Annotated in this window: 22 protein-coding genes and 1 tRNA gene; all 23 read left to right on the forward strand. The window is 45.4% G+C overall.

What is annotated here, in order from left to right; genetic code table 11:
- The first annotated feature begins 55 nt into the window (after nucleotides 1-55).
- The 23 genes from cysK (BXO88_RS07385) to BXO88_RS07495 all read left to right on the forward strand — a co-directional run bounded on the left by cysK (BXO88_RS07385) (nucleotide 56) and on the right by BXO88_RS07495 (nucleotide 24,975).
- Complete coding sequence (gene cysK, locus BXO88_RS07385; RefSeq protein ID WP_078037103.1) at nucleotides 56-985, forward strand: cysteine synthase A; 930 nt, start codon at nucleotides 56-58, stop codon at nucleotides 983-985.
- Between the two features lie 104 nt (nucleotides 986-1,089).
- Nucleotides 1,090-2,004, forward strand: coding sequence for a transporter substrate-binding domain-containing protein (locus BXO88_RS07390; protein WP_078037104.1), 915 nt, complete (start codon nucleotides 1,090-1,092; stop codon nucleotides 2,002-2,004).
- Between the two features lie 187 nt (nucleotides 2,005-2,191).
- Nucleotides 2,192-3,229 (forward strand): glutathione S-transferase family protein, encoded by a 1,038-nt coding sequence (locus BXO88_RS07395; RefSeq protein WP_078037105.1) that lies wholly within the window; start codon nucleotides 2,192-2,194, stop codon nucleotides 3,227-3,229.
- Nucleotides 3,230-3,347: 118 nt separating this feature from the next.
- A complete protein-coding gene (locus BXO88_RS07400) occupies nucleotides 3,348-4,340 on the forward strand; it encodes a glutathione S-transferase family protein (protein ID WP_078037106.1) in 993 nt (330 codons plus the stop codon).
- Nucleotides 4,341-4,545: 205 nt separating this feature from the next.
- On the forward strand, nucleotides 4,546-5,481 hold the full coding sequence (gene cysK, locus BXO88_RS07405) for a cysteine synthase A (RefSeq protein WP_078037107.1): 936 nt from the start codon (nucleotides 4,546-4,548) through the stop codon (nucleotides 5,479-5,481).
- Between the two features lie 49 nt (nucleotides 5,482-5,530).
- A complete protein-coding gene (locus BXO88_RS07410; protein ID WP_078037108.1) occupies nucleotides 5,531-6,706 on the forward strand; it encodes a MalY/PatB family protein in 1,176 nt (391 codons plus the stop codon).
- Entirely contained in the window at nucleotides 6,687-7,850 is a 1,164-nt protein-coding gene (locus BXO88_RS07415) for a trans-sulfuration enzyme family protein (RefSeq protein ID WP_078037109.1), read from the forward strand. The genes BXO88_RS07410 and BXO88_RS07415 overlap by 20 nt, the downstream gene beginning before the upstream one ends.
- 125 nt (nucleotides 7,851-7,975) lie before the next feature.
- Nucleotides 7,976-8,881: a LysR family transcriptional regulator gene (locus tag BXO88_RS07420; protein WP_078037110.1), complete on the forward strand. Its 906-nt coding sequence runs from the start codon at nucleotides 7,976-7,978 to the stop codon at nucleotides 8,879-8,881.
- A gap of 136 nt (nucleotides 8,882-9,017) precedes the next feature.
- Entirely contained in the window at nucleotides 9,018-9,800 is a 783-nt protein-coding gene (locus BXO88_RS07425) for an SDR family NAD(P)-dependent oxidoreductase (RefSeq protein WP_078037111.1), read from the forward strand.
- A gap of 30 nt (nucleotides 9,801-9,830) precedes the next feature.
- Nucleotides 9,831-11,126, forward strand: a complete 1,296-nt coding sequence (locus tag BXO88_RS07430; protein WP_078037112.1) for an N-acetylmuramoyl-L-alanine amidase — start codon at nucleotides 9,831-9,833, stop codon at nucleotides 11,124-11,126.
- A 142-nt stretch (nucleotides 11,127-11,268) separates the two neighbouring features.
- Nucleotides 11,269-12,249, forward strand: coding sequence for a C40 family peptidase (locus BXO88_RS17240; RefSeq protein WP_330395102.1), 981 nt, complete (start codon nucleotides 11,269-11,271; stop codon nucleotides 12,247-12,249).
- Nucleotides 12,250-12,461: 212 nt separating this feature from the next.
- Nucleotides 12,462-12,995, forward strand: coding sequence for a ribosome hibernation-promoting factor, HPF/YfiA family (gene hpf / locus BXO88_RS07440; RefSeq protein WP_078037113.1), 534 nt, complete (start codon nucleotides 12,462-12,464; stop codon nucleotides 12,993-12,995).
- Between the two features lie 221 nt (nucleotides 12,996-13,216).
- Nucleotides 13,217-15,850: a preprotein translocase subunit SecA gene (gene secA, locus BXO88_RS07445; protein WP_078037114.1), complete on the forward strand. Its 2,634-nt coding sequence runs from the start codon at nucleotides 13,217-13,219 to the stop codon at nucleotides 15,848-15,850.
- Nucleotides 15,851-16,108: 258 nt separating this feature from the next.
- A complete protein-coding gene (gene prfB, locus BXO88_RS07450) occupies nucleotides 16,109-17,248 on the forward strand; it encodes a peptide chain release factor 2 (protein ID WP_330395103.1) in 1,140 nt (379 codons plus the stop codon).
- A 71-nt stretch (nucleotides 17,249-17,319) separates the two neighbouring features.
- A complete protein-coding gene (locus BXO88_RS07455) occupies nucleotides 17,320-17,775 on the forward strand; it encodes an ACT domain-containing protein (protein ID WP_078037115.1) in 456 nt (151 codons plus the stop codon).
- Nucleotides 17,776-17,796: 21 nt separating this feature from the next.
- On the forward strand, nucleotides 17,797-19,041 hold the full coding sequence (locus BXO88_RS07460; protein WP_078037116.1) for a homoserine dehydrogenase: 1,245 nt from the start codon (nucleotides 17,797-17,799) through the stop codon (nucleotides 19,039-19,041).
- On the forward strand, nucleotides 19,041-19,454 hold the full coding sequence (gene tsaE, locus BXO88_RS07465; RefSeq protein ID WP_078037117.1) for a tRNA (adenosine(37)-N6)-threonylcarbamoyltransferase complex ATPase subunit type 1 TsaE: 414 nt from the start codon (nucleotides 19,041-19,043) through the stop codon (nucleotides 19,452-19,454). Before BXO88_RS07460 ends, tsaE begins: the two co-directional genes overlap by 1 nt.
- A 12-nt stretch (nucleotides 19,455-19,466) precedes the next feature.
- Nucleotides 19,467-20,381 carry a tRNA (adenosine(37)-N6)-threonylcarbamoyltransferase complex dimerization subunit type 1 TsaB gene (tsaB, locus tag BXO88_RS07470; protein ID WP_078037118.1) on the forward strand — a complete coding sequence of 305 codons (915 nt, stop codon included), beginning with the start codon at nucleotides 19,467-19,469 and terminating at the stop codon, nucleotides 20,379-20,381.
- Between the two features lie 109 nt (nucleotides 20,382-20,490).
- Nucleotides 20,491-20,940: a ribosomal protein S18-alanine N-acetyltransferase gene (gene rimI, locus BXO88_RS07475; RefSeq protein ID WP_078037119.1), complete on the forward strand. Its 450-nt coding sequence runs from the start codon at nucleotides 20,491-20,493 to the stop codon at nucleotides 20,938-20,940.
- 94 nt (nucleotides 20,941-21,034) lie between these two features.
- Entirely contained in the window at nucleotides 21,035-21,955 is a 921-nt protein-coding gene (locus BXO88_RS07480) for a ribonuclease Z (RefSeq protein ID WP_078037120.1), read from the forward strand.
- A gap of 181 nt (nucleotides 21,956-22,136) precedes the next feature.
- On the forward strand, nucleotides 22,137-23,156 hold the full coding sequence (gene tsaD / locus BXO88_RS07485) for a tRNA (adenosine(37)-N6)-threonylcarbamoyltransferase complex transferase subunit TsaD (protein ID WP_242945175.1): 1,020 nt from the start codon (nucleotides 22,137-22,139) through the stop codon (nucleotides 23,154-23,156).
- A 207-nt stretch (nucleotides 23,157-23,363) separates the two neighbouring features.
- Nucleotides 23,364-24,182, forward strand: a complete 819-nt coding sequence (gene ispD / locus BXO88_RS07490) for a 2-C-methyl-D-erythritol 4-phosphate cytidylyltransferase (RefSeq protein WP_078037122.1) — start codon at nucleotides 23,364-23,366, stop codon at nucleotides 24,180-24,182.
- Nucleotides 24,183-24,889: 707 nt separating this feature from the next.
- A tRNA-Ser gene (locus BXO88_RS07495) sits at nucleotides 24,890-24,975 on the forward strand.
- Nucleotides 24,976-25,147 lie beyond the last annotated feature (172 nt).

The following is a 25,147-nucleotide window of genomic DNA, read 5'->3' on the forward strand; positions in this document are numbered from 1 at the left end:
GTCCGTGGTTTTCCCTGACCGGCCACATCATTAATACAGAAAAGGAGCAGAAAAAATGGCAAAAACATATGACAGTATTCTGGAACTTGTGGGACATACTCCCATAGTTCAGCTTCACAAGCTTGAAGAGCATGAGCACACGGCAGCACATATTTTTGCAAAGCTTGAGTTCTTTAATCCTACCTCCAGTGTAAAGGCACGCCCTGCACTCAATATGGTGGAGGAAGCAGAAAGGGACGGAAGGCTTAAGCCGGGCGGAACCATCATCGAGGGAACAAGCGGAAACACAGGAATAGGTCTTGCCGCCATTGCAGCAGCAAAGGGCTATAAATGTATCATCTGTATGCCTGATAACCTGTCTAAAGAGCGACTCCTTACACTAAAGAGCTATGGTGCAGAGGTGGTACTTACAGACGGAGCGCTCAATATGGCGGGTGCAGGTGCCAAGGCTGCCGAGATACTGGAAAAAACTCCCGGCGGAGTGATCATGGGACAGGGCGGAAATCCGGCAAATCCGGGATCTCATTACAAAACAACCGGTCCTGAGATATGGGAGGATCTTGATGGCAATGTAGACATTTTCCTTGCAGCCTCCGGAACCGGCGGAACCATCTCCGGAGCAGGTGAATTCCTTCGTGAAAAGAAACCTGATGTGGAGATCATCGCAGTGGAGCCTAAGGGAAGTCCGGTTCTTAATGGCGGCGAACCGGGACCTCACAAGATTCAGGGCATCGGAGGCGGTCTTACACCTCCTGTAACAAAGGCAGAACTTTTCAACGAAGTAATAGACGTAACAGATGAAGATGCCTATGCCTACGCAAGGCTCATTCCTAAGCTTGAGGGATTCTCTGTAGGTATTTCTTCAGGTGCTGCTCTCTATGCCGCTGTCCAGGTGGCAAAGCGCCCTGAAAATGCAGGAAAGAACATAGTGACCATCATTCCTGACAATGGTGACCGATACCTTTCCGGAGACCTGTATTTGTAATAGTTAAAACTTATATCCACCCATAAGGACCTAGTCTTATACAAATAGCAAAATTCTTTGCATAATGTCATCTATCAAAAGAAATTCACGCCGAGGAGGGTATTATGAAGAGAACAACATTTTCAAAAGTAATCACAGCAGGTCTTTTTGCATCATTCCTTACAGCTTCACTTACAGGTTGTGGTGGTTCCTCAGTTCCCGCTGCATCAGATACAGCCGCTTCCGAGACAACCAAAGCTCCTGAAGAAGCAGCAAAAGAAGTAAAGACCATCCATGCTGTAACGGGCGGCGGTCCAAAGCCATATGTATTTGTGGATGAGAACAACCAGCCTACAGGTTACGACATAGAAGTTCTGAAGGCAGCTTTCGACATCATCCCTGAATATGATCTTGATATCGAAGTTACAGATTTCTCATCAGTTTTTGCCGGACTCAGCGCAGGCAAGTACCAGATCGGTGTGAACAACTTCTCATACAACGAAGAGCGTTCCAAGTCCTATCTCTATTCACTTCCATATGACAAGGTAAGCTACGTGTTCGTTTACGGAAAGGATAAACAGCCTGTCACATCACTAAAGGATGCCGCAGGATTCTCCTTTGAGGGAGGTGCCGGTGTTTCCGTTACCAATGCCATTGAATCATGGAACGACCTTAACCCGGATGCGAAAATCGATATAACCTACACTGAGGCTGATACAACAGTAACTCTTCAGCACATTCAGGACGGAGAGACTGATTTCGGAATCATTGACGGCCCGATGTATACCGCCTACGTTGATGAATACGGTTTCGACATCAACAAGCACGAGATTCCGGATGAGGAAACAAAGCTCATCGCCGACAATCTTTACGCATATTTCCTTCTTCCAAAGGGAGAAGAGGAGCTCAGAGAAGTTCTTGACGAAGCTATCATCAAGTTAAAGGAAGACGGAACCCTGAAGAAGCTCTCAGAGCAGTTCTTCGGCGGAGTAGATCAGTCTCCCGAAAAGGAAAAGCTTGAAGCCGGAAAGACAAACTGAGACCTGATGATCAATGACACTATCTAACATCATAACTTTAAGCTGAATGCTTCTTCACAGGCGTTCTAATGCTTATATCATTCTATGCGTAATTTTCAATTCAACTATTTAAAATCCAAGTATTAACAAAAAATATAGCTCATGTCCGCCGTCCAAAAAACCGGCGGACATATTTAAAGGAGGATATATGTCACAGTACGAAGCATCAGCATGCTCTTTAGCCCGACACAGGCAGCGGATCACAGAACAGGATCTTTCTTTCGGAAAGGTTGCAACTTCAGAAAAAAAGGGTGAGATAGCATCAAATGGCGCCTTTGTGCGACAGAAAAACAGATTTGATACACCCTTTGGCAGCAAGGAAGGGGAGCTTCCTGTAGAAAAGGGAAGATACAGACTTATATGGACCCCACTCTGCCCCTGGGCCACAAGACAGGTCATAGCCTTTAAGCTTCTGGGAATAGGAGAAGATGTAATAAGCGTCGGAAAGGTAGCTCCTGTGAGAACCGACAAGGGATGGGAGTTCTCCCTTGATGAAGGAGGAGTGGATCCGGTTCTCGGAATCAGATACCTGCCAGAGATCTATGCAGCCACAGATCCCGAATATCAGGGCAGAGCCACTGTACCGACTATAGTGGATGTAAAGACAAAAAAAGTGGTGAATAACGACTACCACAGACTTACAAATTACTGGGAGACCGTCTGGAAGCCTTTCTGGAAGGAAGATGCGCCCGATCTTTATCCAAAGGAACTCAGGACCGGTATAGATGCCCTCAATGAAATACTCTTTAACGAAATCAACAATGGTGTTTACAAGGCAGGCTTTGCCGAGACCCAGGAACAGTATGAAGTCAATTACAATCTTGTATTCAACAGACTGGACTGGCTTGAAGATCATCTTTCAGAAAACAGATTCCTTTTCGGAGACAGACTGACAGACTCCGATATCCGTCTCTATGTGACTCTCGCAAGATTCGATACAGCTTACTATTTCGGATTCAGACTTAATAAAAAGCGTCTCAGAGACTATGACAATCTCTGGAACTATGCAAAGGAGCTTTATTCCATTCCGGCCTTCAGGGACGCAACGGATTTTGATGCCATAAAGAGAGGCTATCTTCTCGGAGCAGCCGAGAATCCTGACCAGATCCTCCCTGAGGGACCTGACAACAGTGTCTGGGATGAACCAAACAACAGAGCAGAGAAATTCGGTGTATTAAAATACTGAAATCTTCTAAAACGATGTGAGAGTCATCAGACCCACTTATATCATACATAGCCCCCGGCTTCTTTATTCATACATTTAGGCATGCTAACAGCCGGGGAAAAATTCGGAGGAATAAAAAATGGCGGTAGTTGATCATGTAACAAGTAATGAGGTAAAGGCTTCCGGAAAATTCGAACGTCAGCCTAACAGATTCGTGACTCCCTTTGGTGACGGAGAGGGGGAGCTCCCTGTAGAAAAGGGAAGATACAGACTCCTTTGGGCTCCGGTATGCCCATGGGCCAACAGATCCATCATAGTACGTGAGCTTTTAGGCCTTGAGGATGTGATATCCGTAGGGACTCTTGATCCCATAAGACCTGATGTTCCCTGGTCTGACTGGTCCTTCACTCTGGATGAGAATGACCGGGATCCAGTCCTTGGGATCAAACTTCTCAGTGAAGCCTACAAAAAGGCCGATCCCGACTATAGCGGAAGATTCACTGTTCCCGCAGTGGTTGATCTCGAGACCGGTGCCGTTGTAAATAACGATTATTTCAATCTGACCCTGTACTACGAAACAGCCTTCAGAAAATTCCATAAAAAAGATGCTCCAGATCTTTACCCTGTGGAACTCAGGGATGAGATAGACAGTCTTAATGCCTACATATTCCACGACATCAACAACGGTGTCTATAAGGCAGGCTTCGCCCAGAGTCAGGAAGCGTACTCCGCAGCATATAAGCTTGTTTTTGATGCCTTTGACACCCTTGAGGAGCGCCTTTCCGACAGAAGATTTTTATTCGGAGACTACATCACAGAATCTGATATCCGCCTTTATGTGACCCTTGCAAGGTTCGATGTTGCCTACTTCAACGGCTTCAGAGTAAATAAAAAGATGCTGAAGGACTATCCAAACCTCTGGGGCTATGCGAGAGACCTTTATGAAGAGCATGCCTTTGGTGGCAACACCGATTTCGATGCCATAAAGAAGCATTATCATCTCTGCTGCCTGAAGACAAATCCAAAAAACATACTACCTCTGGGGCCCGACCTTTCCATCTGGAAGGAGCCGCATGAAAGAGCCAGACTCAGTAAGGATCCTGAGCACAAATACAGAGTTTACAATGACTGAAATATGAGATCCCGGACTGCACGGCAATAAGTAAACACTATACCCACCTATAAACTTCAGGTAATATCCGATTCCACCATACCGTGCTAAGATTTATCCATCAAAACAAAAAGATCTGCCGGATCTAAAAACTTAGACATTGGCATACAGTCCATCGCAAAGCGAAATCAAAATGGACAAATAAACAGGAAAGGTCGGTATCATTATGTCAGACATCAGAGAAAGCGCACTGGAACTTATAGGTGGAACACCTCTTTTAAAGCTTAACGGCTACAGCAAAAAGGCGGGAGCAGAAAACGCAACCATCCTTGCAAAGCTTGAGTATCTCAATCCTGCAGGATCAGTAAAGGACAGAGTAGCCCTCAGCATGATCGAGGATGCTGAAAAGAGCGGCAAGCTTAAGCCGGGCGCTACCATCATCGAGCCCACAAGCGGAAATACAGGAATCGGTCTTGCGGCTGTTGCTGCTGCAAAGGGCTACAGAGCCATCCTTACACTTCCGGACACCATGAGCGTTGAGAGAAGAAATCTTCTCAAGGCTTACGGCGCAGAGATCGTTCTCACAGAGGGTGCAAAGGGCATGAAGGGTGCCATAGAGAAGGCTTCGGAGCTTGAGAAGGAGATCGATGGTGCCATCATACTCGGACAGTTCGTAAATCCTGCAAACCCTGCAGTACATAAGGCAACAACAGGTCCTGAGATCTGGAAACAGACTGACGGTAAAGTAGATATCTTCGTCGCAGGTGTAGGTACAGGCGGAACCATCACAGGTGTAGGCGAGTACTTAAAGGAGCAGAATCCTGATGTAAAGATAATCGCTGTTGAGCCTGCAACAAGCCCTGTTCTTTCCAAGGGTACAGCCGGTCCACACAAGATTCAGGGAATCGGTGCCGGTTTCGTTCCGGATACTCTCAACACAAAGGTATATGATGAAGTAATCGCCATCGAGAACGAGGATGCTTTCGCAGAGGGCAAGCGCTTCGCAATTTCAGAGGGTATCCTTGTGGGCATTTCATCAGGCGCAGCTCTGAAGGCCGCAACTATCGTTGCAAACCGTGAAGAGAACAAGGGTAAGACCATAGTGGTTCTTCTTCCTGATTCAGGCGACAGATACCTTTCAACACCGCTTTTTGCTGACTGAAGCACATACCGCTCCGGTGAAGATCTTGCACCGGCATAAGGGGGAGATTATGGGTAACTACGATTTCGACAGCATTCACAACAGAAAAAATACAGACAGCATCAAGTGGGACTTCGGTATGCAGCGAATGGGCAGAGATGATCTTCTTCCCCTTTGGGTCGCAGACATGGATTTCAGACTTCCCGATGAGGTTTTAAAAAATATCTCAAAGAGAGTGGAACATGGTATCTTTGGATACACAGATCCCGGAGATGAATATTTAAACGCAGTAAGCAACTGGTTTGAAAGAAGACATGGCTTTTCCGTAAAAGGAAAAGCCATAACTGTTACTCCGGGAGTTGTATATGCCATAGGGCTCTCCATAAGAGCCTTCACTAAGCCGGGAGACTCTGTAATAATTCAACAGCCGGTTTACTATCCCTTCAAGGATATCATAGAACTTAATGACCGGAAGGCAGTGAACAATCAGCTGATCTATAAGGATGGCCATTACGAGATAGACTTTGAGGATTTTGAGAAAAAAATCATTGAAAATGAAGTAAAACTCTTTATCCTCTGCAGTCCCCACAATCCCGTGGGAAGAGTATGGTCGAAAGCGGAGCTTACCAAACTTGGAGAAATCTGTGCCGCACATGATGTGTACGTTTTCTCAGATGAAATTCACTCTGATTTCGTTTACCCCGGGCATGAGCACATTCCTTTCATTACTCTGGATGAAAAGCTCACAAAGAAGCTCATAGTGGGAACCAGCGCCAGCAAGACCTTTAACCTGGCAGGCCTCCAGACCGCCAATATCTTCATCCCTGATGACAGAATGCACAGAGCCTTTAATCTGGAAAACGCAAGAAACGGTTACAGCCAGCCAAACACTCTTGGAATGACCGCAACCCTGTCGGCATATCAGAACGGAGAAGAGTGGCTCGAGGAGCTTCTTGTTTACCTCGAAGAAAATCTTCAGTTTGTGAGAGATTTCTTAAAGGAGAAGCTGCCTAAGGTAAAGCTCATTGAACCGGAGGGAACCTATCTTATCTGGCTTGATTTCTCCGAAGTCACAGATGACCATAAGCAGCTTGAAGACATCATAGTTAACAAAGCTAAGCTTTGGCTTGATCCTGGAGCCATTTTCGGACGGGAGACGGCTTTATTTGAAAGAATAAATATAGCCTGTCCACGAAGCATAATAAGGGAGGCATTAGAACGCTTATATGAAGGATTACAGTATTGAGACAGTCTGTCAACTCAACGATGAAAGTATCAGAGATCAGTGGGGAGCCCTGAGCTTCCCCATTTATCAAACTGCAACATTTGCTCACAGGGGCCTCGGTGAAAGCACCGGCTTTGACTACACAAGAATGCAGAACCCTACGAGACAACAGCTTGAATATGCGGTGGCCTCCCTCGAGCACGGCATCGATGCTCTGGCATTTTCCAGCGGAATGGCAGCCATCACTGCTGTAATGGAGCTTTTTTCCCCCGGGGATCACCTGATAGTTGATGCAGACCTCTACGGTGGAAGCGTACGTCTGTTCAATGAGATCAATAAAAAGAACGGTCTTAGCTTCACCACCTGCGACCTGAACAGGGATGATTACCGTTCCCTTTTCCGTGAGAACACCAGGGCAGTTTACCTCGAGACTCCTACGAATCCCATGATGAATGTTACGGATATTTCGGCTCTTGCGGAAGAAGTACATAGAAGAGGAGCTCTTCTCATCGTTGACAATACCTTCCTTTCACCTTATTTCCAGAATCCCCTTACCCTTGGTGCTGACATCGTGCTTCATTCCGGTACCAAGTTTCTGGGTGGTCATCATGACACCATCGGAGGCTTTGCCGTTGTAAAGGATAAAGCTCTCGATGAACGTCTTCGCTTCATATATAAGACCACCGGGGCAGGTCTTTCCCCCTTCGACAGCTTCCTTCTCCTTCGCGGAATCAGGACTCTTTCGGTAAGAATGGAAAGAGCTCAGGAAAATGCATTAAAACTGGCAGAATTCCTTAAAACTGACCCTCACGTCACAAAGGTCATTTACCCAGGATTATCGGAACACCCGGGATATGAGATCATGAAGAAGCAGTCCAGAGGGTTCGGGGCAATGCTTACATTTGAAGTCGAATCGGAGGAGCTTGTAAAGCATATTCTGAAAAATCTGAAGCTAATCTACTTTGCGGAAAGCCTGGGCGGTACAGAGACCCTCATCACTTACCCCATAACCCAGACCCACGCGGATGTTCCTTCAGATCTTCTCGAAAAGAACGGAATAAACCGTAGGCTTCTGCGGCTTTCCGTGGGGCTTGAAGGTGCAGAAGATCTCATCGAAGATATCAAATCCGCTTTTGAATCCTTTGATTCAGTAAACCCAAAATAATGTTTTCAAGCGCCTGCCGAGGCGCTTGTTTTTTTCTTTTTTTAAATCATTCCGTCTCTTTAAAACTTTAATGTCCGGAAGCGATATGGTATCATGTACAAAATAAATTCTGAAAGGTTTTTGTCATGACCATATTACAGTTAAAGTATGTTATCGCCATAGATGAAGAAAGCTCCATGCGAAAGGCCGCCGACAGGCTATATGTATCTCAGCCTGGCCTTTCAAGTGCTGTAAGAGAGCTTGAGAATGAGCTTGGAATACAGATATTTGAAAGAGTCCACAACGGTGTTGTTACCACATCGGCGGGGGCTTCTTTTATTGCCTACGCTAGAAATGCAGTAGAGCAGTTCGAAAAGGTGGAAGAGAAGTATCTGAATACAAAAAAAGAAAAACCAACCTTCTCTGTTTCCATGCAGCATTACACCATAGCTGTCAATGCCTTCATCGACACCATAAAGGAGTACGATCACCCGGAGTATCAGTTCTCAATTCGTGAGACCCAGACCGGTGAAGTGATCGAAGATGTAAAGACCCTGCGAAGCGAGGTCGGCGTCATCGCCCTCAGCGAATTCAACAAAAAAACTTTCAAAAAGATCTTCACAGACGCATCCCTTGAGTTCCATGAGCTCTTCACAAGAGACGCCTATGTATATCTCAGCAAGGATCATCCACTCTCAGACAGAGAGACCCTTTCCCTAAAGGATCTTCAGGACTATCCCTGCATGGTCTTCGATCAGGGAGACCAGACCTCCTTCTACTACAGGGAAGAAGCTCTTGCGACCTATGACTACAAGAAGGTCATAAGCACCAACGAAAGAGCCACCTCCATCGAGCTCATGCTGGGACTTAACGGATACGCCGTAGGTGCCGCCATGCTAGGCTCCGGAAGCACATCTTCCGATATAAAGGTCATAAAACTTGAAGAAGACGAGACCCTGACTTTCGGATACATCGTAAGAAAAGGTCAGGAGCTGAGCGTTATGGCACAGACATTTATAGAAAAACTTACAAATCACAAAACATTATCATAATCTGATTTTACATTTGTTGCCCGAGTGTATATCATACTGCTAAGATAGAAAGAGATGGCTCATATGAGTCATCTCTTTCTACGATTATTTGTTACTGTAATTGAGAAAAGTAAATCGATCATATCCGGAGAATAAAATGAAAACTGCGATCATTACCGGTGCCTCCCGTGGAGTGGGACGTGCCACGGCAGAAACATTTGCAAAAAAGGGCTACCGCCTCATCATAAACTGCCGTTCAAATTTCGAACTACTCGATGAAGTAGCGGCATATCTTTCGAAATACACAGATGTCTATCCGGTACACGGACCTATAACAGGCACGGTCCTAAAGGATGCTCTCAAAATAGATCTTGACGCCATGCAGCCGGTTCTTTCAGAAGAATCTGAGATCTGCCGGGACTCAGTCACCGATAACTCCCCGGATTCCAACGAGATCATCCTCGTGAACAACGCGGGCATATCCACATTTAACCTTGCACAGGACGTTAGCGATGATGAATTCGACACCATGCTGGAGGCCAATGTTTCTGACATGTTCAAGCTCACCAGAGCCGTAATTCCTTATATCCTGAAAACACAGAACGGACGCATCGTGAACATTTCCTCAGTATGGGGAGTTGTGGGAGCCTCCATGGAATCTGTCTACAGCCTTACAAAAGGCGCTGTCAATGCTTTTACCGAGGCTCTCGGGAAGGAGCTCGCACCTAATCATATCCCGGTAAATGCCGTGGCGATCGGATGCGTGGACACAGACATGAACAAGTGGCTGGAGCCTGAGGACAGAGAAAAGCTTGAAGAAGAGATACCCTACGGAAGGATGGCAGCCCCTGAAGAGGTAGCCGACTTCATTTACCTTCTTACAAAAGCTCCCCGCTACCTCACAGGGCAGATCATAAAGTTCGATGGCGGATGGATCTAAACATCACATTAACAGGAGATAGAATCAGTTATGAGACGAAATATCAAAAAAAGAATATTATTATCTGCAGCAGCCTGCATGGCTCTTTCAGTTTCTTTAAGCTCATGCAAAAAGAGTTATGAGTCAGAGTTCAATGAGGCCAAGGTCTCAGTGGAAGAGGGGACTCTGACAGAATCAACAGCCAACACCGCAGCAGCTGAAGCTCAGACACTTACAAGCATCGGACCTACAGTTCCTGCAGATAATGCTCAGGAACATGTCTCTGCCGAAACTTCTGCTTACATCGCTTCACAGACAGCCACTGTACAGTCCGGCTCTGCCGGAACATCCTCTGCAAATGCAGCAGCAGAATCCGCAGCAGCTATAAACTTTGAGACCAGAGACGAAACTGTTTATATCACGAAGGATGATGTAAACATCAGAAAAGCAGCTGTAGACGGAGAAGTACTCGGAAAGGCAAATACCGGCGACAGCTTCCATAGAACAGGTTACAGTGATAAGTGGAGCCGCATCGAGTATAACGGAGTGACAGCCTACATAAGCTCAGATTACACAACCACCACTGTGGTTGAGAAGAAGACCTCGGAGAGTGTGGCATTTAACACAGGCTGGGAGTTCGGAGGCAATTCGAAGATCAATTCAGGCACAGCAACTCTTTACTATGCAACAGGCAGCAATAAAAAGGGCAAGACCGTATGTGTCAATGCAGGTCACGGCACAAAGGGCGGCTCAAGCGTGAAAACTCTCTGCCATCCTGACGGAACCCCAAAGGTAACCGGAGGAAGCACGGCAGCAGGAAACACCACAGCCACAGCCGTATCTTCAGGAACCACCATGCAGGATGGCACCTCAGAGGCATATGTTAATCTTAAAGTTGCAAAGGCACTTAAATCAGTTCTTCTCGAGCGCGGCTACAATGTCCTCATGATCCGTGAGAGCGATGATGTACAGCTGGATAACATTGCCCGTACTGTTATGGCTAACGAGATGTCCAACTGCCATATAGCTATTCACTATGACTCAACGACCAGCAACAAGGGCGCCTTTTTCATGAGCGTGGCTGACGGTATAAAGAATATGTACCCGGTATCCACTATCTGGCAGGAGAGTGACCGCCTGGGAACTTCCGTAATCAGCGGACTTTCCTCAAACGGTGTAAAGATCTTCAGCGGCGGTTCCATGCAGATGGATCTCACTCAGACAAGCTACTCCAAGATCCCGTCAATCGATCTTGAGCTCGGAGATAAAGTATCGGATTACAGTGATTCAACCGTTTCAGTTCTCGCAAAAGGCATAGCAGACGGAATTGATGTATTTTACTCTTAAGCTTGTAAAAAAAGCTTAAATAATTTAAAAAGATTCGTCAGTGGCAGATGTGCTACCATTAATGTAATTAAAACATTTAGTGGTTTTACATTTGCCGCTTTTGTTTTTAATGTGACTTTATTTATGTCATAAAGGAGACAATTTGAAACGATCATCATATAAATATATAGCTTTATATACAGCATTATCATTGACAGCCGGCACCATCGTGCCCGGATTTACAGCTTTAGCCGATGAGTCCGTGATAGCAGAGTTCGATATTTCATCCTCCGGCGGTTCACAAAATGAGACACTTTTGTCCATAGGAGATGGACCTGTAGACGACGCAGAGCTCGGCATATCCTCCGATGAGGATATAGCGGCGCTCACCGACGGATCCATGATCCCGGAATACTCTATAACAAACAGTGGAACAAATTCGAACATTGTAACGGAAAACTATACAGAAGCAAAAGCTTCCTCTGCAAAGGAAACCCTTTCCGATACCTATGCGGTTTCCGGAGGCAGTGACAACCTTATAGAAGCAGTTGACAATGTTGAAGACTTCAGCGCATTCAACTCAGGTCTCAGCACCATCGCCCAGGATGTGAGCACTATGGTGACTAACATCATAAACTCTTCCGATACCGGAAACTCAGATTCTGCCATCGAGGTGAACACAGCCCCTTCCGCGGAAACCACCTCCATAGTATCCAGCGTTAAGTCCGTTGTTTCATCAGTTGTTTCAGGCAACCCAACCATACCTGTTGTAGCCACCACAGCTGCGAGACAGTCACTTATAAATTATGCAAAGCAGTTCCTGGGTAATCCATACGTATACGGCGGAACTTCCCTCACAGAGGGTGCTGACTGTTCAGGCTTCGTACAGCAGATCTTCAAGTATTTCGGAATTAAAACCGGAAGATCCTCCAGAGACCAGATCGAGAACGCCCAGTCCATAAGCTTCGAAGAGCTCCAGCCTGGAGACCTCGTATTCTACGCATCTGGAGATTACGTTAACCACGTAGCCATCTATGCCGGAAACGGAGTCATCATCCATGCCGCCAGTTCAAAGACCGGAATATGTACCGGAAGATATGACTACAGAACGCCATACGCTTACGGAAGATTCCTCAATAATTAAAAACAGACCTCTCATTCCCATGTTTATCAGGGACTGAGAGGTTTTGACACTCAACTCATATTATGTATGGCTGCAGCGGAGATATGACTGCTTTTGTTCATCAAAATTTCATTTTTATAATGTTTTAAAATTGGAATTATCTTCCCCCTGGTGGTATAATCAGATTATCTCAATAGTGATGTTGAGAAATCTATAAAAGGGAGCGTGATTCCATGAAGTTTAATATCACGGGTAGAAACATTAACGTATCTGATGGCATGAAGGACCAGATCGACAGAAAGCTCGGAAAACTGTCAAAATTCTTCAAAGAGGATACCATTTGCAATGTCACTCTCTCAACCGAGAAAAACATGTACAAAGTCGAGGTCACAATTCCTGTAAGGGATGGCGTGATCCGTGCGGAAGAGACAACATCAGACAAATTCCAGTCATTGGATCTTGTTGTTGACGTTATCGAGCGTCAGATTCGTAAGTATCGTACAAAATTACTTAACCGCAAGCAGGCAGCAGCTTCATTCTCAGATTCCTTTGGTGATGAACCTGACGACGATATCGAGGAGGAAGAGATCGACATCGTAAGAACAAAGCACTTTGACCTGAAGCCTATGACACCCGAGGAAGCTTGTCTCCAGATGGAGCTTGTAGGGCACACATTCTTTGTTTTCCAGAACGGTGACACAGGAAACGTTGCAGTTGTTTACAAGAGAAAGGGCAACAGTTATGGTCTCATCGAGCCTGAGTACTGATACAGCTCACAGAAGACCGAAAATACTATAGATATAACACCTTACAGGCAGTCCTCATGGGCTGCCTGTTTATTTATTGAAGAAATGATGAATTAACCTTAAAGTTTTTAACCCGTCTTGAATAAAACAATGTTACGTGATAATATTTCATAGTTATAGCCGAAAATAGGACTAAAAGCGTGCAAAGAAACATCTGCACGCGGTTATTAAGGAGTATATAAATGAGTTTATTAGAGAAGGTTTTCGGTACCCACTCTGAACGTGAGCTGAAGAGAATTGATCCGATTATCAAAAAGATCCTGTCATACGATGAAGAGATGACAGCTATGTCTGATGAGGAATTAAAGGCACAGACAGCTAAATTCAAAGAGCGTCTTGCAAACGGAGAAACTCTTGATGACATTCTTCCGGAGGCATTCGCAACAGTTCGTGAGGCAGGTAAGCGTGTTAACGGCATGAAGCATTTCCCTGTACAGCTCATCGGTGGAGTAGTACTTCATCAGGGCCGTATAGCCGAGATGAGAACCGGTGAAGGTAAAACTCTTGTTTCTACCGCACCTGCATATCTTAACGCTCTTGAAGGCAAGGGTGTTCATATCGTTACAGTAAACGATTATCTTGCAAAGCGTGACTCTGAGTGGATGGGTCGTATCCATGAGTTCCTCGGCCTCAAGGTCGGTGTTGTTCTTAACTCTATGACAACAGAAGAGCGTCAGAGAGCATACAACTGCGATATCACATACGTTACGAACAACGAGCTCGGTTTCGATTACCTTCGTGACAACATGGCAGTATACAAGAACCAGCAGGTATTGAGAGGTCTTCACTACTGTATCATCGATGAGGTTGACTCAGTTCTTATCGATGAGGCACGTACACCTCTTATCATTTCCGGTCAGTCAGGAAAGTCAACAAAGCTCTATGAAGTATGTGACGTACTTGCAAAGCAGCTTCAGAGAGGTGAGGAGTCAGCCGAATTCAACAAGCTCGATGCCCTTCTCGGTGAAGAGATCGAGGAAACAGGTGACTTCATCGTTAATGAAAAGGAAAAGACAGTCAACCTTACACAGGAAGGTGTACAGAAGGTTGAGCAGTTCTTCCATATAAAGAACCTTGCAGATCCTGAGAATCTCGAGATCCAGCATTGCGTTATCCTCGCACTTCGTGCAAACAACCTTATGCACCGTGACAAGGACTACGTTGTAAAGGATGATGAGATCCTCATCGTAGATGAGTTCACAGGACGTATCATGCCGGGTCGTCGTTACAGCGACGGTCTCCACCAGGCTATCGAGGCAAAGGAGCATGTAAAGGTTAAGCGTGAGTCAAAGACACTTGCTACTATCACTTTCCAGAACTTCTTCAACAAGTTCGACAAAAAGGCAGGTATGACAGGTACTGCTCAAACAGAGGAGAAGGAGTTCCGTAACATCTATTACATGGATGTTATCTGTATCCCTACCAACCGTCCTGTTCAGCGTATCGACCTCGATGATGCTGTATACAAGTCAAAGAAGGAAAAGTTCCAGGCTGTTGTAGACGAGGCTGTACGTGTACATGAGACAGGCGCTCCTGTCCTCATCGGTACCATCAACATCGATACCTCAGAGCTTCTCAGCGGTATGCTTAAGCGCCGCGGTATCAAGCACAATGTCCTGAATGCAAAGTTCCATGAGATGGAAGCAGCTATCGTAGCCGATGCAGGTCAGCATGGTGCAGTTACCATCGCCACCAACATGGCAGGTCGTGGTACAGATATCAAGCTTGATCCTGAGGCTCTTGCAGCAGGAGGACTTCATATCATCGGTACAGAGCGTCACGAGTCAAGACGTATCGATAACCAGCTCCGCGGACGTGCCGGAAGACAGGGCGACCCTGGACAGTCTCAGTTCTTCATTTCACTTGAAGATGACCTTATGAGACTTTTCGGTTCAGACCGTCTCATGAGCATGTTCGAGGCACTGGGCGTACCTGAGGGTGAGCAGATCCACCACAAGATGCTTTCAAGCGCCATCGAAAAGGCTCAGCAGAAGATCGAGCTCAACAACTACGGAATTCGTGAGAACCTCCTCAAGTATGATGAGGTAAACAACGAGCAGAGAGATGTAATTTATGAAGAGCGTGCAAAGGTTCTCAACGGAGACAACCTTCGTCCTCTTATCATCAATTTCATTCAGGATATCATCGAGAACTATGTTGATGCCAATGTTGCAGAGGATTCTACTGCAAAGGATTGGGATCTCAGTGGTCTCAACGATACACTCATGACCATCATTCCTCTTCCAAAGCTCAAGCTTACAGAAGAGCAGTACAACTCCATGACCAAGAACGAGTTCAAGCAGCTCCTGAAGGAAGAGGCTATCAAGCTCTATGAGCAGAAGGAAGCCGAATTTGCAAATCCTGAGCAGATTCGTGAGATCGAGCGAGTTATCCTTCTCCGTGTCATAGACCAGAAGTGGATGAATCATATCGATGATATGGATCTCATGCGTGACGGTATCGGTCTTCAGGCTTACGGTCAGAAGGATCCTCTCGTTGAGTACAAGATCCAGGGCTTCGCTATGTTCGAAGAGATGACTACTGCTATCAAGGAAGATACAGTCCGTATCCTTTACCACATAAAGGTAGAGCAGAAGGTAGAGCGTGAGCAGGTTGCACAGGTCACAGGTACAAACCGTGACACAAGCACCGTAGCAGCGCCAAAGAAACGTGAGATCCGTAAGGTATATCCTAACGATCCATGTCCTTGCGGTTCCGGCAAGAAGTACAAGCAGTGCCATGGACGCAATGAGTACCTGAAGACTGTAAGCGGTCAGGAAGGCTCAGCTTCTGAAGGTTCAACAGATAAAGAGTAACTATTTTGTCGGATGGCGGATATAAGTATTCGCCATCCGGCTGTGCCGCGAAACTTCATTTCGCGGCATTTTTCGTAAGTATTTTCATGCATACAGCTTCATTTTTTATCACTTAAAAAACTGATATTCAAAAAAATGCAAGTACAGATATTGATTTTCTGATATAATTCAATATCCTATACATAAAATAACGATGCATTGCGCATTGACATAAACGATACTTTAGAATCTCATTAATCATTTTATAAAGGAATAACCATGATCTTAGAGTTAGAACAATACAAATTTGAACTTAACGGCAAAGAGCAGTCACTTAAGGATCTCGGCGCATCTCTTGACCTTGAGAACAAGAAGAAGAGAATCGTTGAGCTTGACCGTATGATGGAAGAGCCAAACTTCTGGACAGACCCTGAGTCTGCCAACAAGTATTCTACAGAAGCACGCCGTCTCAAGGATGACGTAAAGGCTTACGAGGAGCTCACTCAGGCTTATGAGGATATCGGAGCACTCATCGAGATGGCAGAGGAAGAGGATGATATGGACAGTGTAGTCGAAGCAAAGGAAATGCTTGACGACTTCACAGCAAAGCTTGATGCCATGTCTACGAGACTCCTTCTTTCAGGTGAGTACGACAACATGAACGCTATTCTTCGTCTCAATGCCGGTGCCGGTGGAACAGAGTCCAACGACTGGGCAGGCATGCTTTACCGTATGTTCACAAGATGGGCAGAGCGCCACGGTTTCACATACAAAATTCTCGATTACCTCGAGGGTGATGAAGCCGGAATCAAGTCAGCCACCATCGAGATCGACGGTCAGTACGCATACGGATATCTCCGTTCCGAGGCAGGTATCCACAGACTTGTACGTATTTCTCCGTTCAATGCTCAGGGCAAGAGACAGACATCCTTCGTTTCATGTGATGTCATGCCTGATATCGAGACTGATATCGACATCGAGGTTCGTCCTGAAGACATCAAGATGGAAGTTTTCCGTGCATCCGGTGCCGGTGGACAGCACATCAACAAGACTTCATCAGCTGTTCGTCTCATCCATATCCCGACAGGTATAGTAGTTGCCTGTCAGGAGGAGCGTTCACAGGTTCAGAACAGAGCAAAGGCCATGCAGATGCTGAAGGCCAGACTCTACCTCAAGGAGAAGGCAGAGCAGGATGAAAAGATCGCCGGTATCCGTGGTGAGGTGAAGGACAACGGTTGGGGTTCCCAGATCCGTTCTTACGTTCTTCAGCCATACCGCATGGTAAAGGATCTTCGTTCCGGTGAGCAGTCTTCCAATACAGACGCTGTTCTCGACGGTGATATCGATCGTTTCATCACTGCTTACCTCAAGTGGATGCAGCTCGGCTGTCCTGACAGAAGAGTTCAGGGTGATGACTGATTGAATCTCTAAGCGACACATTTATCCGTTGAGGAGTAAGTGTCGCTATATTACTTACTTGGAGGCTTCAAATGAATAGCGAATCCGATTATTTTGTTGTCAGAACAAAGGCATTACCTACAGTTTTGAAAAAAGTTGTGGAAGTAAAAAGCTTGCTTGAATCGGAAAAAGGTATTTCCATTGCAGAAGCAACCGAAAGAGCCGGCATTTCCCGAAGCTCTTTTTACAAATATAAAGATGACATTTTTCCGTTTTATGACAGCACAAAGGGAAAGACTGTAACCCTGGTTATACAGATGCGTGACGAGCTGGGATATCTCTCCAAGATCTGTTCGAAGATATCCGAGTATATGGCCAACATCCTCACCATTCATCAGTCTATCCCTATAAACTCCATAGTAACATTAACAGTATCTATCGAAGTTCGTGAAGATACTTCCGACATCAATACCATGATTCGAGAGATCGAAGAGTGGCCAAACATACAATATGTAAAGATTTTATCTCAGGAAAATATTCCCGGATAAAAGTCAGAAAGGAAGTAAGCTATGAAAGTCGCAATTATGGGATACGGCACTATCGGTTCAGGTGTTGCTGAGGTTCTCAGGGTAAATCAGGATCAGCTCCAGAAAAAAGTGGGCGAACCTGTAACCCTCAAATATGTTTTGGATATAAGAGACTCTATACCTGAGGACGCCGACAAGCTCATCAATGATTTTTCCATCATCGAAAATGATGAAGAAGTCAAGCTGGTGGTAGAGACCATGGGAGGCATACACCCTGCCTATGAGTTCGTAAAGGCATGCCTCGAAAAGGGCAAGCATGTTGTCACTTCAAACAAGGCTCTGGTTGATGCTTTTGGCTCAAAGCTCATCAGTATCGCGAAAGAGCATCATTGCAACTTTTATTTCGAAGCTTCCGTTGGCGGTGGTATACCTGTTATCCGCACCATATATCACAATTATGCCGGAGAAAACCTCACAGAGATAACCGGCATCATGAACGGTACTACAAACTTTATCCTCACAGATATGAGAGAGAAGGGGACTGACTTTGATGAGGTACTGGCGGAAGCACAGCGCCTCGGTTATGCAGAGCGTGACCCGTCCTCCGACATTGACGGTTTCGACACTTCCAGAAAGACCGCCATCCTCCTCAGTATGGCATCAGGAAGCCGCTGCAGACATGAGGATATATACACTGAGGGTATCCGCGGCATTTCAAAACTTGATTTTGATTATGCCCGGGCGTTGGGTATGACCATAAAGCTTTTGGGTTCTGTACAGCAGGTGGAAGATAAGTATTTTGCCTACGTAGTACCTATGGTGATCCCAAAATCTGATCCGCTTTTCAGTGTTGACGGCGTTTTCAATGGAATCAGGATCGTAGGAAACTGCCTCGGAACCACCATGCTTTACGGAATGGGCGCCGGCAAGCTTCCTACAGCCAGTGCAGTAGTATCCGATATCATCGCAGCCGTGCGTCACCAGAATGAGTTCCAGGGCATCGGCTGGTCAGAAAAGATGCTGGAGATCGAACCTATGGGTTCCAATGCTTTCACTTACTTGCTTCGTGTAGAGGGAACCTGTGAAGAAATAAAGGATGACCTGAGGGAATACTTCCTTGATGATTCAGAGCTTGACCCTATAGTTCTGAACGGCAGGACCGATGAGTTCGCATTCCTTACAGACGTAATGTTCGAAAGTGACTTCCTTGCTAACCTGAAGGCTTTCGAAGAGAAAACAGGCCGCCGTGTCATTCATTACATTCGTACTGAGAAAGAAGAAAACTGATGTTTTTTGAGAGTAATTCCGCGGATGAAACATTCGCATTCGGAAAAAAGCTTGGTGAAGCTGCAAAGCCGGGAGATATCATCTGTCTCGACGGTGATCTCGGAGTAGGCAAAACAGTCTTCACCCAGGGCTTTGCCGCCGGATTAAATATAGATGATTATGTCAATTCTCCAACCTTTACCATAGTAAAGGAGTATGAGGGCCGCCTCCCTCTGTATCATTTTGATGTTTACAGAATAGGCGATCCTTCTGAGATGGAAGAAATCGGATATGAAGACTATTTCTATGGCAAAGGAGTCACGATCATAGAATGGCCTGAACTTATTCTGGATATCATCCCGGAGGAGGCCCACTGGATCCGTATCAAAAAGGATCTGGACAAGGGCTTTGACTACAGAAGAATAGAATATTAAGGATATATAATTATGCTTATTTTAGGTATTGATTCCTCAGGACATACCGCCTCCTGCGCGCTTTTCAGTGACGGTGTCGTCCTTTCTGAATATTCCACAAATATAGGGCTTACACATTCTCAGACACTGCTTCCGATGGTGGCTGAGATTTTTTCGCGTACCGGAAGAGATGTGAAGGAGCTCGATGCCATCGCAGTAAGTGCGGGCCCGGGTTCCTTTACAGGTCTTCGTATCGGAGCCTCTACCGCAAAGGGTCTTGCCCTTGGCTACGGTATCCCGCTTATAGAAGTCAGCACTCTGGAGGCTCTGGCACGTAATGTCTCAGACCTTTCCTCACCTGCTTTAAGTGCTCACATCAGTTCATCAGGCGCGGATGATACTGAATCCGGCAAGACTTCAGAACATGCCAATGTTTCTCCCGATTCCCTGTTCGTACATCCTATAATGGATGCCCGCAGAAATCAGGTCTACACAGCTGCATTTCTGAATGGAAAGCTGACAGGCGAAGAAGAAGCCATAGGTGTGAACGAGCTTGCATCTCATATCAATGCTTCCGGCGGAAGGCACTTGTTCTTAGGTGATGCAGTTCCTGTTTATAAGGATTTTCTTGCCGAACATCTCACTGTTCCATATAGCTTTGCAGGTCCTCAGAATCTGTTGCAGAGAGCTTCCTCCGTTGCCATCATCGGTGCAGAAAAGCTCGAAAAGGGTGAAACGGTAAGCGGGCAGGATTTCCGCCTGAGCTACATCAGAAAACCGCAGGCAGAACGCGAGAGAGAAGAGGCCGGACTCAGAGAGTTCGACATCACTCATGACGATCCGGATAAACTCAAAAAAACCGAGACCGTTGACGTACTTGCAGCAAAGAACTATAAGATCGGAACCGATGCGGGCTACGAGGACGAGTCTCTGCCGGAGAACCTCTGATTTTCCCTGGTGCCTGCCGTGGATCAGAGAAAGGCTTTAATCAACACTTTCAAAAAGACACTAGGCGTTATCAGGCGTTCACGATACTTTATCCGTAAAGGAAACTTTTATGACCTATGATTTTCAAATAAAAGGGATGTCTATATATGACATTCCTGAGGTTCTTATACTCGAAAGGGATGCCTTCGGAAAGATGGCATGGAGCTCAGGAGACTTTGAATCCGCCATTAATTCATCCTATGATCATCCCTTTGTCATACATGATGATTCCAGTGTTGCAGGCTACAGTGTGCTCAGGATTCTCGCACCTGAAGCAGAGGTGGAGGACATTTGCGTATCGTCAGCTATGCGTAAGCAGGGGATGGGTGAGAGACTCCTTCGGCACATGATAGATGTCGCCAGAGAAAACGGCGCCGAAAATATCTATCTGGAGGTCAGATCTAAAAATGAAGCAGCCATATGCCTCTACAGAAAAATGGGATTTCAGGATTCTTACGTGAGAAAAGGCTACTACAGGGATCCTGTGGATGATGCAGTAATCATGGTTCTGAAATTATGATGTGCCTGCGCTGAAATACATATTCAGCTTTTCTACCGGCACCAATGACAGATTTACGACACTTATGTCTTTAATTATAAAAGGATAAAAATATATGCTTGATCTTTGTTTACTTGGAACCGGCGGCATGATGCCCCTCCCTAACCGATGGCTTACCAGCCTGATGCTTCGCTGCAGCGGCAGCAATATGCTCATCGACTGCGGAGAGGGTACCCAGATCGCCATGAAAGAAAAGGGCTGGTCACCAAAGCCCATAGATATCATCTGCTTTACACATTTTCACGCAGACCATATCTCCGGACTTCCGGGAATGCTGCTTTCCATCGGAAACGCAGAGCGTACCGAGCCTATACATATAATCGGACCTAAAGGACTCAAAAGAGTAGCAGACGGTCTTCGTATCGTTGCCCCTGAACTCCCGTTCGAGATCATATATCATGAACTTGAGGATTCTGTTCAGCAGTTGGAATTCGGTCCTTTTGTCATCGATGCCTTTAAGGTAAACCACAAGGTTACCTGCTACGGCTATCGTGTAAGCATTCGAAGACTGGGCAAATTCGATGCTGCAAGAGCACAGGCTCAAAATATTCCTATCCGATATTGGAATCGTCTTCAGCATGGAGAATCAGTCACTCTCGATGACGGCGTTGTATATACACCTGATATGGTCATGGGTGAAGCCAGAAGAGGTCTCAGTGTGACCTACTGTACAGACACACGCCCTACTCCTACCATTACGGAAATGGCAAAGGATGTGGATCTTTTCATATGCGAAGGAATGTATGGCGAAAGAGACAAACTTGACAATGCCAAGAAAAACCGACATATGATGATGTATGAAGCAGCGGAGATAGGTGCTGCAGCAAAGCCTCGTGAGATGTGGTTCACACATTACTCACCAAGTGAGATGCGTCCTGATATTTACAAGGACGACATCTGGAAAATTCATCCTGTAAAATTTGCCAGGGACGGATGGACAAAGGACCTTACCTTTGACGACGAAGTTCAGGAATGACATGATCGTCTGTCCCGACAGCTATGTTCAAAATCGGTGAGTCACATACCGGTCTCGGAAAAGAGATCACATAGCGACTCATGGATGTTAGATTAGTTTGAAAGTAAACTTTCAAACTTAATTGGTGGGTCATATACGAATTCAGGCAAGCCTGATTCGTGCATGACCCATGGAGGTAATAATGAATGATATCAACATTTTGGGAATAGAATCCAGCTGTGATGAAACAGCCGCCGCGGTCATCCGAAACGGCCGTGAAGTGCGTTCAAACATCATTTCATCACAGATCGCCATCCACACCGAATACGGCGGAGTAGTTCCCGAGATCGCTTCACGTAAGCATTTGGAAAAAATAGATGATGTTATAGCGATGGCCCTCAAGGAAGCCGACTGCACATTTTCAGATATTGACGCTATTGCAGTCACCTATGGTCCCGGACTTGTAGGCGCACTTCTTGTAGGCGTTGCAGAAGCAAAGGCTCTTAGCTTTGCACTTAACAAGCCGCTGGTAGGAGTTCATCATATCGAGGGACACATCAGCGCCAACTATATTGAGAACAAGGATCTTGAGCCGCCATTCGCATGCCTTATCGTTTCAGGCGGTCACACTCATCTGGTAATGGTGGAAGATTACGGAAAATATGAGATCGTAGGGCGTTCCCGTGACGATGCCGCGGGAGAAGCATTTGACAAGGTGGCACGTGCAGTGGGACTCGGATATCCGGGTGGTCCTAAGGTGGACAATGCTGCCAGAAACGGAAACCCTCATGCCATAGAGTTCCCGAGAGGTGTAGTTGCAGGAAATCCATACGACTTCTCTTTCTCAGGAATCAAATCCGCCGTACTTAACTACATCAATAAAGCGAAAATGACCGGCGCGGAGATCAATATCCCTGATCTATGCGCTTCTTTCCAGGAGGCGGTAACAGATTCTCTGGTTTCAAGAGCCATCGGTCTCTGTAAGGAGCGCGGTATCAAGAAGCTCGCCATCGCAGGCGGAGTAGCATCCAATTCCCATATCAGATCAAGACTTGAATCTGAATGCGCTGAAAACGGAATCAAATTCTACCGCCCGAGCCCTGTACTTTGTACCGACAATGCTGCCATGATAGGCTGTGCAGGATACTACGAATATCTCCGCGGACGCAGGGACGGTCTCGAACTGAACGCCTGCCCTAACCTGAAACTGGGCGAAAGATAAATCACCATCATTTTGTTATAAGTATTATAATCATCTTTTGAATCTGAATTTTTAATGGATTTTGTAGTATAATTATATGTAACGCTACATGGCAGATCCATACATAAACCACCGGTCATGTAGACACATCTTGAAGCCTGTCTTCCGGTTTTCCGGCATAAATGAGAGACAGACTTATATACCTATATCATTATCCGGAGGTATCTTATGTACGAAGGAAGAAAAGTATATGCCATAGTTCTGGCTGCCGGCAGCGGAAGACGTATGCACAGCAAACAGAAAAAACAATTTATGGAGATTCTCGGAAAGCCTCTCTATACATGGAGCGCAGAGCAGTTCGATTCCCACCCTGCAGTTGACGGTATCATCATCACTACCGCGGAGGAGGATATCCCATATATGGAAACATTGACAGAATTCGAAAAAAATGCTTCCAAAGACATATACTCCACCTGTGATTCCACAAAGACTTATCCCTTACATAAGCTTTCCGCCATTATCCCGGGAGGAAAGGAACGCTACAATTCTGTCTACAACGGATTAAATGAGATCAGAAAAATAGAACAGCTTTCTGAAACCGGAACTGCTCCTGATGCCAATGCTTCTGCCGGAACAGATCCGATCATCATGATACATGACTGTGCCCGTCCGATGATAAACCATGCGATAATCGACGATGCCCTGCATTATGCCGCAAAGTACCATGCAGCAGTTATAGGCATGCCGGTAAAAGACACAATAAAGATCATCGATGAAGAACACTTCGTAAAATCAACCCCTGAGAGAAGTTCAGTATGGCTCATGGAAACTCCGCAAAGCTTTGACTTTTCGCTCATTTTCAGTGCATATTCAAAGCTTATCCAGAAGGAGAGTGAAGGACGTCTCATGATACCGGTAACAGATGATGCCATGGTAGTGGAGGCCTTCACAGGTGCCAGAGTCAAGGTAGTTGCCGGAACCTATGAGAACATAAAGATCACAACACCCGAGGATATAAAAATTGCAGAAACTTATCTTTCAGAGTGATCTTCCATATCTTATTTCAATTATGAGTACAACCTGATCTGATCAGGCATTGCTTATTATAATGTCAAAAGAAAAACTTTAGATTGATGAAACTTTAAAGGCACATTTCCTTCGGGAGATGTGCCACTATTTTTATCTTCAGGTAAAAATAAAATAAAGCCTGATGCAAAATCGTGAATTAGCATAAATAGTAATTTCAATAAATTTAATTACTAAGCATCTTTAAATAAAAAGGGGCTGTGTATACATAAATCAGGTTAAGAATGCTGAGTTTGTAATTGCTGTGTGAAAATATATTTGAATAGTTTTAAAAGTAACAGTTAACTGACATTGAAGTACAGAAGATACACTTACATGCAGCTGTCTTGACTTTTTTGAAAAAAATGTCATAACTGTACAAGCAAATTACAGATGAAAGGAAATGTGAACATGCATACATTAGTCGCTTTTTTTAATGCTTTTTGTGTAGCAATAGCAGAGTGCAAGAAGAACAACGTTGAGCTCTACTAAAATATCTTTAGAATTCGGTTACTTGCCGGGTAAATTCACTGTAAAAGTGTATTTAACTGTAAAACTACTTATTGCCATGTTAGGAATTTTTTATAAAAACCTCTTGACGATGATAAAAGGATAGTATATAGTAAGCAAGTCGCCAAAAACGGCAGGAAACTTAATAAAATAAGTTTTGCAAAGATATTTAATATCATGCAGAGGTATCGAAGTGGTCATAACGAGGCGGTCTTGAAAACCGTTTGTCCGCAAGGGCACGTGGGTTCGAACCCCACCCTCTGCGTTTGGGATAACATCCCACATGAACCTTGAAAATCAAAGATCGATTAATACACAGACCCTGAAGATTCTAAGAATTAGATTTTCAGAGCGGAAGAGTCCAAAAGGGCTCGGAAGCAAACGACCAAAGAGGTCAAGCGAATTTATTCGCAGTAAAGAATAACGGACAGAACAAG

Origin of the sequence: Oribacterium sp. C9, from assembly GCF_002007235.1 — a bacterium.
In the GTDB taxonomy this organism is placed as follows: domain Bacteria; phylum Bacillota; class Clostridia; order Lachnospirales; family Lachnospiraceae; genus Oribacterium.

Bases quoted from the DNA above. Each gene is read 5' to 3' on its own strand.
- cysK (WP_078037103.1), top strand. From the start codon at position 56: ATGGCAAAAACATATGACAGTATTCTGGAACTTGTGGGACATACTCCC.
- BXO88_RS07390 (WP_078037104.1), top strand. From the start codon at position 1,090: ATGAAGAGAACAACATTTTCAAAAGTAATCACAGCAGGTCTTTTTGCA.
- BXO88_RS07395 (WP_078037105.1), top strand. From the start codon at position 2,192: ATGTCACAGTACGAAGCATCAGCATGCTCTTTAGCCCGACACAGGCAG.
- BXO88_RS07400 (WP_078037106.1), top strand. From the start codon at position 3,348: ATGGCGGTAGTTGATCATGTAACAAGTAATGAGGTAAAGGCTTCCGGA.
- cysK (WP_078037107.1), top strand. From the start codon at position 4,546: ATGTCAGACATCAGAGAAAGCGCACTGGAACTTATAGGTGGAACACCT.
- BXO88_RS07410 (WP_078037108.1), top strand. From the start codon at position 5,531: ATGGGTAACTACGATTTCGACAGCATTCACAACAGAAAAAATACAGAC.
- BXO88_RS07415 (WP_078037109.1), top strand. From the start codon at position 6,687: ATGAAGGATTACAGTATTGAGACAGTCTGTCAACTCAACGATGAAAGT.
- BXO88_RS07420 (WP_078037110.1), top strand. From the start codon at position 7,976: ATGACCATATTACAGTTAAAGTATGTTATCGCCATAGATGAAGAAAGC.
- BXO88_RS07425 (WP_078037111.1), top strand. From the start codon at position 9,018: ATGAAAACTGCGATCATTACCGGTGCCTCCCGTGGAGTGGGACGTGCC.
- BXO88_RS07430 (WP_078037112.1), top strand. From the start codon at position 9,831: ATGAGACGAAATATCAAAAAAAGAATATTATTATCTGCAGCAGCCTGC.
- hpf (WP_078037113.1), top strand. From the start codon at position 12,462: ATGAAGTTTAATATCACGGGTAGAAACATTAACGTATCTGATGGCATG.
- secA (WP_078037114.1), top strand. From the start codon at position 13,217: ATGAGTTTATTAGAGAAGGTTTTCGGTACCCACTCTGAACGTGAGCTG.
- prfB (WP_330395103.1), top strand. From the start codon at position 16,109: ATGATCTTAGAGTTAGAACAATACAAATTTGAACTTAACGGCAAAGAG.
- BXO88_RS07455 (WP_078037115.1), top strand. From the start codon at position 17,320: ATGAATAGCGAATCCGATTATTTTGTTGTCAGAACAAAGGCATTACCT.
- BXO88_RS07460 (WP_078037116.1), top strand. From the start codon at position 17,797: ATGAAAGTCGCAATTATGGGATACGGCACTATCGGTTCAGGTGTTGCT.
- tsaE (WP_078037117.1), top strand. From the start codon at position 19,041: ATGTTTTTTGAGAGTAATTCCGCGGATGAAACATTCGCATTCGGAAAA.
- tsaB (WP_078037118.1), top strand. From the start codon at position 19,467: ATGCTTATTTTAGGTATTGATTCCTCAGGACATACCGCCTCCTGCGCG.
- rimI (WP_078037119.1), top strand. From the start codon at position 20,491: ATGACCTATGATTTTCAAATAAAAGGGATGTCTATATATGACATTCCT.
- BXO88_RS07480 (WP_078037120.1), top strand. From the start codon at position 21,035: ATGCTTGATCTTTGTTTACTTGGAACCGGCGGCATGATGCCCCTCCCT.
- tsaD (WP_242945175.1), top strand. From the start codon at position 22,137: ATGAATGATATCAACATTTTGGGAATAGAATCCAGCTGTGATGAAACA.
- ispD (WP_078037122.1), top strand. From the start codon at position 23,364: ATGTACGAAGGAAGAAAAGTATATGCCATAGTTCTGGCTGCCGGCAGC.